This window comes from Rhodopirellula bahusiensis, from assembly GCF_002727185.1.
In the GTDB taxonomy this organism is placed as follows: Bacteria; Planctomycetota; Planctomycetia; order Pirellulales; family Pirellulaceae; genus Rhodopirellula; species Rhodopirellula bahusiensis.
The window spans coordinates 55,537-68,056 of record NZ_NIZW01000013.1; the positions used below are offsets into that span (position 1 = coordinate 55,537).

Below are 12,520 nucleotides of genomic sequence, written 5' to 3' on the forward strand. Positions count from 1 at the left end.
GTAGCGCGAAAAAGTGATTTGCATAGCGACAAAGTGAGATGAGGAAGGACTGTGGGAAGGCTTTGAGTTAGAATCGGCGTCCCCCCACACGTTTCCCACCTGACGAAGAGCCGATCGCATGCATTCCCGCCATCTATTCTGTTTGCTCGTTGGACTGATGGTTTGGTCCAATTCGCTCGCACCCGCGCAAGTGAACGCGGACACCCAGTCCAGCCAACCAAACATTCTGTTCGTTCTTTACGACGACCTTGGTTGGGGCGATTTGGGTTGTTACTACCAGAATGAATCCAAGCACGACCGGACGCACCAAACACCGCATTGGGATGCGATGGCGGCTGAAGGGCTGCAGATGCGGAATCATTATTGCCCGGCGCCCGTTTGTGCTCCCAGTCGTGCGTCCTTGCTGACGGGCGTGCATCAAGGCCACGCGTCGATTCGCGACAATCAATTTGACAAAGCCTTGCCGGATGTCCCGACGGTGGCTTCTGTCTTGAAAGAGGCTGGTTACACGACCGCGTTGATCGGCAAGTATGGGCTGCAGGGGGACGGCGACAGTGCCGAGACTTGGCCTGCATATCCGACCAAGCGTGGCTTTGACGAATTCTTTGGCTACGTCCGTCACCGAGATGGGCACGTTCACTATCCTGCCGACAAATGGCCCATCGCGAACAGCGAAGGACACGCCAACCCGGTGGAGCTGTGGCACAACGATGATGAAATTTCGTCTCAGTTGAAAGGCTGCTACACCGCCGACTTGTTCACTGCGAAAACGAAGCAGTTCCTGGTCGATCACCAGTCGCAATCAGCCGACGAACCGTTCTTCTTGTTCCTCTCCTACGACACGCCTCACGCAGCGATCCAGTATCCGGCCGCACCGTATCCCGAAGGAATGGGAGTCAAAGGTGGTGTTCAGTGGCTCGGCGAAAAAGACCGCATGATCAACACGGTCGGTCCGATCGACTCGTACAAGCACCCGGATTACGCCAACCAAGGGTGGACGGACGCCGAAGTTCGTTTTGCGACCAGCGTCCGCCGGCTCGACGATTTGATGGGCGACCTGTTGCAAACGCTTCGCGATCTGAAGATGGATGAGAACACGCTGGTGGTCTTCTCCAGCGACAACGGACCTCACAGTGAATCGTACATCCGCAACGTCAACTACAACCCGACTTCATTCCAGTCCTACGGGCCATTCGATGGGATGAAGCGAGATTGTTACGAAGGTGGAATTCGCGTTCCGACAATCGCATGGTGGCCAGGGAAGATCGCACCCGGAATCAATCAGAACCACAGTCAGTTCCATGATTGGTTGACCACGTTTGCCGACTTGGCCGGAGCAACCGTTCCGGCACGAGCCGATGGTGTGTCGTTGGTTCCGACTTTGTTGAAGAACGGCGAGCAAGCCTCACCGACGACTTACGTTGAGTATTTCAATGGGGGCAAAACGCCGAACTACGAAGACTACGAGCCATCGCGCCGCGGTGCTCGTCGTGGTCAGATGCAGGCCATCTTTGTGGACGGGTACAAGGGCGTGCGGCACAACATCCAGTCTCATGCTGATCCGTTCGAGATCTATGATCTGGCAAAGGATCCGGGGGAAGCGAACAACTTGGCGGGCACGTCACCCGAGATGAAATCGTTGCAGCAACGGATGCACGATCGTGTTTTGCAACTGCGATCGGCGAATGCAACGGCCGAACGTCCGTACGACGACGAACCGATTCCGGCTGACGATTCATTGGACTCGGATGCACCGATGTTGGTCACTTACTGCCCTACAAAGACCTCGCTCGTTTCGCGTTTGGATCCCGCACAATCGACCAAGGTCGACATCGAAGAAATTGATCTCGCCGAAGCCGTGCGATCTGCCGGAAAAGGCAACGCTCGCGTGCAAACGGTGCTGAATGTCGCGAAGACCGGCCGCTATGAAATGCGTTTGACGGCGACCGGCGACGCTGTGTTGCGACTGCACGACGCGGCACTGATCGATACGACCGGCGAATCGAACACCGATGCGTCCGTCGAAGTCACCCTCGAAGCTGGAACGCACCCGGTTGACATGATCGTCCGTTTGGCGGGCAATGATTCGGTTCCTGCATTGGAACTGAATGAGCTGCCCGACGCTCCGAAGAAGTCACGCAAACCCGCCAACAAGAAACGGAAATCCAAATGAACGCTCCCGCCGAACCACTTCGCTATGCAATTCTCGGAAGTGGTGCGGTGGGCGGACTGTATGGAGCGATGCTGGCCCGATCCGGATGCGACGTCCACTTTCTGTTGCACTCGGATTACGAGCACGTGCGCGAAAACGGCTTGCGCATCGACAGTGTGTTGGGTGACTTCGTTCTGGAGTCGCCGCAGGTGTATCGCTCGGTCGAGTCGATGCCCAAGTGCGATGTCGTGATCATCGCGTTGAAGTCGACTCGCAACGCGTTGTTGGATGATTGGCTGCCGAAAGTCGTGGCCGATGACGGTGTCGTGCTGACGCTGCAAAACGGTTTGAATGTCGAAGCCGATGTGCGACGAACGGTCTCCGCCGGTCGCGTGTTGGGTGGATGCTGTTTCCTATGCAGCAACAAAGTTGGACCCGGCCACATCCATCATTTGGACTACGGGCGAATCGCATTCGGCGCCTATCAAGAAGCCGGAGTTGACCAGTCGAAGGCGGAATCTGTCGGTCACCAAATTGAAGCGGACATGCAGTCGGCCGGTATCGACGCGAATTGGAGCGACGATTTGGCGAAGACGCGTTGGCGAAAGCTGATGTGGAACATCCCGTTCAACGGACTGTCGGTGGTCCTGGATGCCTCGACCGATCAAATCATCGGATCAAAACCTGGACGGGAGCTGGCGATGCAATTGATCGCGGAAGTTCACGCGGGTGCGAAGGCTTGCGGAGTCGAGATCGATGAAAAGGCGATCCGTGCGACGATGGAACACACGGAGACGATGGTTCCCTACGACAGCAGCATGCGACTGGACTTTTTGGCCAAACGACCGATGGAAGTCGAAGCCATTTTGGGCAATCCGCTGCGAGCGATCGGCGAGCAAGCGTCAACGATCACGCCAGCGATTTCGATGTTGTATCAGCAGCTTTCGTTCTTCAATGAAGCGATTTGCCGCGACGCGTGATCATCAACCGAGAGCTTTTTTCGACACCGCGATTCGTTTTCGATCGAGGTCGATTTCGAGCACTTTGACTTTGACCACGTCGCCGACCGAAACCACTTCGGATGGGTCGCTGACGAATTGGTTGGCCAGTTGCGACACGTGAATCAAACCGTCTTGGTGGACACCGAGATCAATGAACGCGCCAAAGTGGGTGACGTTGGTGATCACGCCTTCCAGCACCATGCCCTCGCGAAGGTCTTCCATCGATTGGACTGAGTCGTCGAACTGCGCGACCTTGAATTCGCTTCGCGGATCGCGACCGGGTTTGCCAAGTTCCGCGATGATGTCGCGGATCGTTGGGATTCCGAATCGGTCGTCGACAAAGGAATCGGGTTGCAGCTTTTGGCTGAGTGTTGAGTTGCCGACCAGAGTCTTCACGTCAGCATGCAGTTGCTTGGCCATCCGGCTAACCAGCGTGTAGCTTTCGGGGTGAACCGCGGAGTTGTCCAGCGGCTCGTCTCCGCCGCGGATGCGTAAGAAACCCGCGGCTTGTTCGAACGCCTTCTTGCCAAGCTTCGGAACTTTGGTCAGTTCTTTTCGGCTGCCAAATCGCCCGTTGGTGTCGCGATATTGGACGATGTTCTCGGCCAATTTAGGACCGATGCCGGCCACTCGAGAAAGCAACGGAACGCTGGCCATGTTCAGGTCCACGCCAACGTGGTTGACACAGCTTTCCACGGTTCGGTCCAAGCACTTGCGAAGCTGGGTCTGGTTCACGTCGTGCTGATACTGTCCGACTCCGATCGACTTTGGATCCGTCTTCACCAGTTCGGCAAGTGGGTCCTGCAGTCGCCTCGCGATGCTGATGGCGCCACGAACGGTAACGTCCAAGTCAGGGAATTCCTTGCCCGCCAGTTCGCTGGCCGAATAAATCGATGCGCCGGACTCGCTGACCATGACCTTGGTCACATCCAGCTTGTTTTCCCGAATCAATTCTCCTACGAAAGTGTCGGTTTCTCGCGAGGCGGTGCCGTTGCCGATCGCGATGAGTTCGACATTGTGCTTCTGAATCAGCGACAGCAGTTGTTTCGATGCGCCGGCGGTGTCGGACTTGGGCGGCGTCGGATAGATCGTCGTGTTGGCCAGGAATTTTCCCGTTCCATCGACCACCGCGACTTTGCAACCGGTGCGAAACCCGGGATCGATTCCAATCGTCACGCGGGGACCCGCGGGAGCTGACATCAGCAACTCGTGCAGGTTCTTGCCGAACACGTCGATGGCTTCCTCGTCCGCTTTTTCCTTTAGCATTTGCAGCACCGTCGACTGCGTAGCGGGTTGAAGCAAACGTTGGAAGCAATCTTCGGCCGCGGACTCGAGTTCTCGCGCGAATTCGAACGAGCGGTTGCGAATGAACGTGGACTGCACGTGCGATATCGCTCGGTCCTCTTCCATTTTCAGACCGACTCGCAGGATGCCTTCCGCTTCGCCACGCAGCATCGCCAACAAGCGGTGACCGGGAATGCGAGACGCCGATTCCGCACGGTCCAGGTAGGCTTCGTACTTGTCGGCTTCGTCCTTTTTGCCGCGTTTGACGGCGGAGGTGATTTGACCGAACTTGGTTCCCTTTTCAACCATCCACTCGCGAACCGAAGCGTCTTCGCTCCATTTTTCCGCGATGATGTCGAGGGCGCCGGCCAGAGCCGCGTCCGAATCCGCGACGTCCAATTCCTGGTTGACGAAGCCCTCCAGCGTCTGCTTTTTCGACTGAGGCAGTTTGGTTTGTTTCAGCAGCAGATCAGCGAGCGGTTGCAGTCCTTTTTCCCGAGCGATGGTGGCTCGTGTGCGGCGTTTGGGTTTGTAAGGCAGGTACAAAGCCTCGAGAGTTCGCAGGTCCGTGCAAGCTTCGATTTGCTTGCGAAGATCCGCGGTCAAAGCACCTTGTTCTTCGATGGTTTTTAGCACGGTGGCTTTGCGAGCCAGCAGCGCGTTGTGCTTTTCAAGTGCGTCTTCGATCGCACGCAGAGCGATTTCGTCCAAGCCGCCGGTGACCTCTTTGCGATACCGAGCGATGAAAGGAATCGTGTTGCCGCCTTCGAGTAACTCGATGACCGCAGCGACTTGTTTCTCAGGAAGATTCAGTTCACGAGCGATGGATTGCATGGGACGGATCGTCAGTGCTGCGTAAGGGGCGAATACGTTATTGGACCGGGATATGGTTCCGGTCAAAGAGATCGATCGGCAGTGATACTCAAGCGTGCCGGCGTTGTGCCATCTCAAAATGGTGTTTCACGGCGCGGCCGCTGATGGTCGTCTTGTCTAGCAATTCTTTCGTGATCGCTCGGATGGCGTCGAGGTTGGCTTCGTCGTTGAGTAGGTGTTCCGTTTTCGAAAGCATGCGTTTGAGCAAGGTTTCATGCTGTCGCTGGGATGCGGCTCGTGTGCAAAGCCGAGCGGAAACCTCCCGAAGATCTTGCGATGCACCGGCGGGGCAGTAGACGCCAGTGAAGCGAGACTCGGAAACCATCCCGGCCAGCAACACCAGCACATCGTCCTCAAGCTGATCCTTGCTGCCTTTGGATCGTCCTTTTTTGATCTCGCACGTGCCCAGCCGCGAGCCACCAAATTGCAATTTTCCCGGAGCGATGGTGACCTTTTGGATGCTGCGTCCCACCGCCAACGCCATCACCGCGTGGCCGGCCTCGTGATAGGCCGTCGCAATGGTCTCCTTGGTCGCATCCGGAATTGGGTCGGGCCCCTCGGATTCGGTGTTGGCTTCGCTCGGTTTCATCGCGGCAGTATAGGTCAGAACTGCAAACGCGGCGATTGTGGTCACGCAGAGTCGAAACGACCGCTCCACTCGCATCCCGAGCACCTGTTAAAATGTGCGACACAGGGAATTTGGCACGGGTATCTCCTCGAGCCGGTTCGCTTGCGTCTGTTTGGTCGCTCCTGTCCCCATCCCCACTCAGAAAATTGCCATGGAACGCCGTTCTTTTCTTGCGGCCAGCGCCGCTGCTGCCACTGTTGTCGCCACCCAATCCCAATCGGCTCGAGCCGACGAAAGTCGCCGACCTCGACGCGTCGCCTTGATTGGATGTGGCTGGTACGGCAAGTGTGACTTGTTGCAGCTCATCAACATCGAGCCCGTTGAAGTGGTCTCGCTTTGCGACGTCGATCAAAAGCTGTTGGATGAGTGCGCCGACCTGATCGCCACTCGGCAAAAGTCCGGCAATCGTCCCGAAACGTTCTCTTCCTACGAAGAGCTACTTGCCAAGAAAAACTTCGACATCGTCTTGGTCGACACGCCCGATCACTGGCACGCTTTGCCGATGATCGCTGCGGTCGAAGCCGGTGCGGACGTCTATGTTCAGAAACCGACCGGTGTCGACACGCTCGAAAGCAAAGCGATGTTGGATGCGGCACGCCGGACCGGACGCGTCGTGCAAGTCGGCACACAGCGTCGCAGTACCCCGCACTTGATCGACGCAAAGAAGAACGTCGTCGACGCTGGGTTGCTCGGCAACGTCGCGTTCGCGGAAGTCTGCTGCTACTATCACATGCGAGCGAACAAGAATCCACCGGCCATCGATCCACCACCGCACTTCGATTACGAAGCCTGGACCGGACCGGCGCCCATGCGTCCCTACACCGAATTGACTCATCCGCGAAAGTGGCGAGCTTTCATGGAGTACGGAAATGGTATCGTCGGCGACATGTGTGTTCACATGCTCGACTTGGTTCGTTGGCAGTTGGACCTTGGCTGGCCCAAGCGAATCAGCAGTGTCGGCGGCATCATGGTGCAAAAGGATTCGCTCGCGAATATCACTGACACGCAAACCGCTACGTTTGATTTCGACGGTCTGGATGTGGTTTGGACGCACCGGAGTTGGGGCAGTGCACCTGATCCAGAGTATCCGTGGGCTGCGAAAATCTACGGCGACAAGGGCACACTGAAGCTGAGTGTGAACAAATTCGAATTTGAACCACGCGGCGGTGGGAAAAAGCTTTCCGGTGAAGCAGTGATTGAAACAGACAAGTACCCAACGGACGTCACGGACAAAGAGAAGTGGGCGTTGGAGTTGCACGTTGCCTCCGCGATCCGTGGTCACATGCGTGATTTCCTCGATGCGATCGACAATCGATCCAAACCAGTTGCCAGCATCGAGCAAGGCCACATCAGCAGTGCGTCCTGCTTCATGGCGAACGTGGCGATGGACCTTGGCCGAACGCTTGAGTTTGATCCGGAAACGCACACGATCGTGGATGACGAAGAAGCCACGCAAGCGATTAAACGAAGCTACCGTGCTCCGTACCAGCACCCCGCTGACAAAGCCTGATCGGCGACAGCCATCCAATAATTGTCGCCCATCGACTTCGCTCGATGGATCAGGATAAACAACCTGTAGCTCGGTGGTCCCCACCGAGACGAAGCTCAATTCACGGTGGAGACCACCGTGCTAGAGTTCCGACCACACGGCGAATTCGTTGCCCGACGGTTCGGTGAATTGGAAGCGTCGACCACCTGGGAACGTAAATATCTCCTTGATGACGTTTCCGCCTGACGATTGGACCTTGGCCATCGTCGCTTCCAGGTCGTCGCTGTAGAAAACAACCAACGCGGATCCGTTGGAGGTCAGCGAGGAATGATCGGACTGGTAGAACCCACCATCCAGACCCGTAGATTTGTCGAAGGCGGTGTACTCGGGGCCGTAGTCGGTGAACGTCCAACCAAAGCACGTTTCGAAAAACGCTTTGGTTTTAGCCATGTTCTTGGCGGGGATCTCGATGTAGTTGATCAGTTCGTGCTGGTTGGACATTCAAGATCCTGGATCGCGGAGGAGAGATGGAACCACGAATTTAACATGTTGCGGATTCACCAGGCACGAAGGGCTCATTTGACTTGCATTAGATAGGCAATTAAGTCAGCCATGGCTTGCGGTGTGAACTGCTCTTCAAAGCCTTCCGGCATGATCGACATGCCAGTGCTTTGCAATCTTTCCATGTCAACTCGCAGCAATTCGTCCTTGGCGGACTCGGCTCGCTGAAGCGTGATCGAAGTCGCGGACTCGTCCGTGATCATGCCCGTCAGCGTTCGCCCGTCGACGTCCAACGCGATGTAGTTCAAGTACTGCGGATTCACTTCGCGGTTGGGATCCAAAACGTTCGCCAGGATAAAGTCGGCTCCGCGAGTTTTTACGGTCGCTAGATTTGGGCCGATCTCATGCCCGCGGTTCTCGAGGCGATGGCAGTTCGCACAGTGCGTGGTGAACAGTTGGCTGCCTCGGGCGGCGTCACCTTGAGTCTGCAACGAACTTTGAAATGCCTGGACGATCTCTTCGCGATTTTTGGAACCGCTGGCATCGAGCAATTTGGTTGCTAGTTCTTGAACGCTCGTGTCTGACGACTTGGCGGCGACTTGCAATCGTGAACGGGAGATTTCGCTGAGGGGGATGTTGCCGGACGCGACTTTGTTCAACAAAACGGTCAAACGATCAGGACGCGAAAAAAGGATCTCGCTGGCAGTTTCGCGTAGGCTGGGGCTCAGGCTGCTCCACTGATTCAAGAGGGTTTCGGTGATGGCGTTTGATTCAAAACGGCCCCAGGTCGTCATCGCAGCGCGTTGAACTTCGATTGGTTGCCGATTGTCGATCAGCGACGGCATGATGTTTGAAACCTGAGTCCCGCTGGCATATCGCAGGTTCGCGATGGCTGTGACTCTGGCATCGACCGAGGCTGAATCATCGAGAGCCAATCGCTCGAGAGCATTCAGCATTTGGTTCATCGTTTGATCGATGTCCTCAAGCTCGCCTTTCGCGGCGAGTTGATGCAAAACGGAGTCGCGACGCGAACGCGTTTGCAAGAGTTTCCCAAGGATCGGCAGGGCGAAGGTGCCATCGTCCGGTGATAACTCCGACACGGCGGCAATTGCCACTCGAATGTCGGCTGGATTGTCTTGTTGGCTGATCTGCGACGTGAGACGGCCAACAAACTCAGCGAGTTGCTGATCGAATGGTGATGACAACAACGCCGCGAGCAAATCGCCCGCACCGTTGGCAACCGAACTCTGCGCGGCTGTTTGCATCCAACGATCGGTGGGATCGCGACGGATGATGGTGGCCAGTGGTTTCGTCTTGTCAAACTCGGAAATCGATCCGGCTGTGAAGGCCAGTTGATAGCGAACTTCGATCGATGGGTCGTCCGCGAGTTCAATCAGCTTGCTTCGGATCGTTGCGTCGGGTTCGATCTTCTCGGTCAGACGAACGGCAAACGTTCGGACCGACGGATGCGGATCACTCAGTCGTGGAAAAAGGGTTTCTGCATCGAGCTTCTGAAGGCCGTCCAGCACCGCCAAGGCATGCAGTCGTCCGTGTGGGAATTGCGACTCTTTCGCCATTTGACGCAGAGGCTCGACGGCGTCGGATTGTCGTTTGAACAGCAGGCGGCTCGCCGTTTCTCGTTGCCAAGCGTTGGGGTGAGCGAGATTTTGAACCAACTCTGCGTCCGTTGCTGCTCGCAGGTTCGGCGTCGCCCGGTGTCGGTAATTGTCCGGTATCAATCGGTACAAACGACCTCGGTCACGCCCGGATGTCAGGTCCAGGTGTTGTTTGATTTCAGCCGGCAGGCTTTTGGGATGCTCGATCACCTCGCGGCAAACATCGATGATGTGCAGCGAACCGTCTGGGGCATTGGCGAATTGTGCGGGACGGAACCAGATGTCGGTGGAGGTGACAAGTTCGTGGTTCGAATCGACCCGTTTTCCGGTCCACTTCAAACCGTCGGATTGCATCCGTTTGCGGTGAATCAGGTTGCTGCCCACGTCACCGATGATGGCCATGCCGCGGAACGAATCTGGCCAGGCATCTCCGCGGATGATGGTGACACCGGTGGCACCTGTGAAGTAGCCTGCGGCGCGGCCGCCACCTTCAATTGGGCCACGAGCTTTGCCGCTGACACGCAATCGTGTTCTTACAATTCGCCAAGGTTCCACGGGGCTAGTTCGGAACACTTCGGCTTGCGGTCCGTCCTCAGCGATCGACACTCTCGCGGGGGCAGGTTGCAGCAATGGATTGCGGCCGATGTACCGGTCTTCGTACATGACTTGCTGAAGATGATCGCTGTTCGACGACACAAATTTGCGTCCCCAATCGTCGAAACACATTCCATGTTGGGCGGCGCCGCTGGTCAGTTGGAACTCGCCGGTTCGAGGGTCCAAAGCGATGTCGCGGCCACGCACATTGATCGCGTCTGACTCAGGCTGGTCGGGACGCCGGAGCATTCCACCCGTGCTGCTGCAAGCGATGTGAATTCGGTTGTCGAGTCCCCATCGAAACGAGTTCAGCAGGCCCTGGACGTTGGACGTGCCGAACCCAGTCAGAACAAGGTCCCGTTGTTCCGCTTTTCCGTCGCCATCGTTGTCGCGAAAGTAGTAGAGATTAGGAGCGTCACCGACGAACAGCCCGCCGTCCCAAGGGAACAAGCCGGTTGGCCAGAGCAGTCCATCCGCGAAAACGGTGCTGCTGTCGTAGACACCGTCTTGGTTGGAATCCACAAGGTGAGATATTCGCGAAATGCCTTCGTCGCGATCTTCGCTGTAGCCTCGCATTTCGCAAACGAACAGCGACCCATCCGCGGCCCATTCCATCGCCACGGGGCTGGTCACCAACGGTTCGCTGGCGATCAACTGAATTTGAAAACCATCCGCGATTTGGAAGTCTTGCAGTGTTTCCGATGCCGGGGTGGCTGGCACTCGAGGAAGTTCGGCGGAGTAGTCTTCTTCGGCCGCTCCCGATCGAAAAGCAAACGCAATTGAGATGATCAGGCAGGCCGAAATCGAGCGAAGCGGCGAGAGTCGGGTTGTCAGCTTCATCGTGTTTCTGTCTCCAACGTTGTGGATTCGATAGCTTGTTCGGATTGGTCGGTCGAATCGACACCCAAGAGTTTTTGCACGCCTTTCATCAAGACTGTTTCGACGGTGGGAGCCACCTTGGATGCACGCTGGCTGGTTTCGTAGCCGCCTTGGCCATAGGCTTCCTCGGTTCCGATGTAGCCCGGTCCGTAGTCGCCGTACGCTGCCATGGCAACTTTGAGGTCCGGTCGCATTGCCTTTGCCGCCAACTGATACTCCACAAACAATTCACCGGGCATGTGCAGCAACCGAATATCTCCGACTGACAGGCAACTCAACTCAATCTGATGTCCGTCCTGGCAACGCAGCAACCAAGCCAAATCATCGGGGCTTCCCCAGTAGTCCGTGGTGGTCCAATCACGCAGCTTTTCACGAAGTGCGTTGGCATCCAAATGAGGTGCGGGAGGCAAGGAAACGGGTGTGAATGACCAACTGATATCATCCGCGGTGATCGCGAATTTTTCGGTTGTGTCGGCGGCTGACTTCATCGCGTCAGCGACCCGGTGTGCAAGTCTCATGCGGTTGTCGGGTGAACCGTCGTTGTACTTTCCGGCCCCGATGTTTCCGCCGGCTCCGTTGAAATGAACATGCAAAACGTTCGGGCGGGCCTGTCCACGAATGAATCTGGCCAAACCCGGAAAGTCTGGGCTGGGGACACCAGTTCGATAATAGCTTTGTGGGTGGCAAGCGTAGTGCGTGATCACGGCGATCGCTTTGTCACCGCTATAGAACGTGAGCGATGTGAGCTCGGGATCGATTGTGCCGTCGGGCGCAGCGATCATTTTGGGGTCCCGACAAGCGGTGTAACGCGTTGCGACAACCTTGCCCGTATCGTCTTGAAGCCGACGGTTGGAGGCCACGTCTTTCACCATGGCTGATCCCCAACCCACGTGCGTGACTTCGGTGGCACCTGCAATCCCTTCCTCGACCGCATCCGTCAGGCGTTGCAAGACTTCGCGTGCGAACGAACTGTCATACGGGCCCAAGTCGGACTTGCCGGCATCATTGACCAGTTGTTCTGCGGAGAAGTCACAGCGTGGTGCGTCGTGTTGATGCAACGTGTGGACCGCGACTCGTTCAGGAACCGTTCCCGCAGCCTTGGCCAATCGACTGCGGAATTGATCGTGGCCTTCGTTGCCAATTCCGATCCAATCGACTGCACACAGCACAATAGGCTGGCCGGCTCCGAGGAGCACGATGCCACGGGCACGAAGTGTCATCTCTTCGACCCGTTTGACTCGGTCGTATGCCATCATTGAGCCAACTGGCGGCGTCGCATCCACGTCAAACTTTGCCAGGCGGATCGTCGGTGCCACCTGCTCCGGTTCGGGCGATCCGGTTTGAGCGGACAGCTTTGTTGAGCCAGCAAAGGTGGCAAGCATGCAAGCTGTCAGCAGTATTGCAGCGTGGAGGCTGCTAAAAAAACGAGACGTCATGGTGGGTCTCCGGGCAAGTTGCCATGCACGCGAATTTGAATCAATCAATCATGGTCGGAAAGCCAAC

The 12,520-nt window shown here is 56.7% G+C and carries 8 protein-coding genes; 3 read left to right on the forward strand and 5 right to left on the reverse strand.

What is annotated here, in order from left to right; all coding sequences use genetic code 11:
- The first annotated feature begins 118 nt into the window (after positions 1-118).
- Together CEE69_RS17265 and CEE69_RS17270 are read left to right on the forward strand one after the other, a co-directional pair.
- Complete coding sequence (locus CEE69_RS17265; protein WP_099261869.1) at positions 119-2,173, forward strand: arylsulfatase; 2,055 nt, start codon at positions 119-121, stop codon at positions 2,171-2,173.
- Entirely contained in the window at positions 2,170-3,132 is a 963-nt protein-coding gene (locus CEE69_RS17270) for a putative 2-dehydropantoate 2-reductase (protein WP_099261870.1), read from the forward strand. Before CEE69_RS17265 ends, CEE69_RS17270 begins: the two co-directional genes overlap by 4 nt.
- Before the next feature lie 3 nt (positions 3,133-3,135).
- On the opposite strand, the gene CEE69_RS17275 is transcribed toward CEE69_RS17270, so the two are convergent.
- Positions 3,136-5,271, reverse strand: coding sequence for a Tex family protein (locus tag CEE69_RS17275; RefSeq protein ID WP_099261871.1), 2,136 nt, complete (start codon positions 5,269-5,271; stop codon positions 3,136-3,138).
- Between the two features lie 88 nt (positions 5,272-5,359).
- A complete protein-coding gene (locus CEE69_RS17280) occupies positions 5,360-5,899 on the reverse strand; it encodes a cell division protein FtsH (protein WP_199169902.1) in 540 nt (179 codons plus the stop codon).
- Positions 5,900-6,089: 190 nt separating this feature from the next.
- Here CEE69_RS17280 and CEE69_RS17285 point away from each other — a divergent pair, with 190 nt between their 5' ends.
- On the forward strand, positions 6,090-7,448 hold the full coding sequence (locus tag CEE69_RS17285) for a Gfo/Idh/MocA family protein (protein ID WP_099261873.1): 1,359 nt from the start codon (positions 6,090-6,092) through the stop codon (positions 7,446-7,448).
- Positions 7,449-7,568: 120 nt separating this feature from the next.
- Here CEE69_RS17285 and CEE69_RS17290 read toward each other — a convergent pair whose 3' ends face one another.
- The 3 genes from CEE69_RS17290 to CEE69_RS17300 all read right to left on the reverse strand — a co-directional run bounded on the left by CEE69_RS17290 (position 7,569) and on the right by CEE69_RS17300 (position 12,453).
- Positions 7,569-7,928 (reverse strand): VOC family protein, encoded by a 360-nt coding sequence (locus CEE69_RS17290; RefSeq protein WP_099261874.1) that lies wholly within the window; start codon positions 7,926-7,928, stop codon positions 7,569-7,571.
- A 74-nt stretch (positions 7,929-8,002) separates the two neighbouring features.
- A complete protein-coding gene (locus CEE69_RS17295; protein WP_099261875.1) occupies positions 8,003-10,978 on the reverse strand; it encodes a PVC-type heme-binding CxxCH protein in 2,976 nt (991 codons plus the stop codon).
- Positions 10,975-12,453, reverse strand: a complete 1,479-nt coding sequence (locus tag CEE69_RS17300; RefSeq protein WP_099261876.1) for a hypothetical protein — start codon at positions 12,451-12,453, stop codon at positions 10,975-10,977. Before CEE69_RS17300 ends, CEE69_RS17295 begins: the two co-directional genes overlap by 4 nt.
- Between the last annotated feature and the right edge of the window lie 67 nt (positions 12,454-12,520).

What these genes read in the sequence shown, in the direction of transcription:
- CEE69_RS17265 (WP_099261869.1), top strand. Translation starts at nt 119, where the DNA reads ATGCATTCCCGCCATCTATTCTGTTTGCTCGTTGGACTGATGGTTTGG.
- CEE69_RS17270 (WP_099261870.1), top strand. Translation starts at nt 2,170, where the DNA reads ATGAACGCTCCCGCCGAACCACTTCGCTATGCAATTCTCGGAAGTGGT.
- CEE69_RS17275 (WP_099261871.1), bottom strand. Translation starts at nt 5,271, where the DNA reads ATGCAATCCATCGCTCGTGAACTGAATCTTCCTGAGAAACAAGTCGCT.
- CEE69_RS17280 (WP_199169902.1), bottom strand. Translation starts at nt 5,899, where the DNA reads ATGAAACCGAGCGAAGCCAACACCGAATCCGAGGGGCCCGACCCAATT.
- CEE69_RS17285 (WP_099261873.1), top strand. Translation starts at nt 6,090, where the DNA reads ATGGAACGCCGTTCTTTTCTTGCGGCCAGCGCCGCTGCTGCCACTGTT.
- CEE69_RS17290 (WP_099261874.1), bottom strand. Translation starts at nt 7,928, where the DNA reads ATGTCCAACCAGCACGAACTGATCAACTACATCGAGATCCCCGCCAAG.
- CEE69_RS17295 (WP_099261875.1), bottom strand. Translation starts at nt 10,978, where the DNA reads ATGAAGCTGACAACCCGACTCTCGCCGCTTCGCTCGATTTCGGCCTGC.
- CEE69_RS17300 (WP_099261876.1), bottom strand. Translation starts at nt 12,453, where the DNA reads ATGACGTCTCGTTTTTTTAGCAGCCTCCACGCTGCAATACTGCTGACA.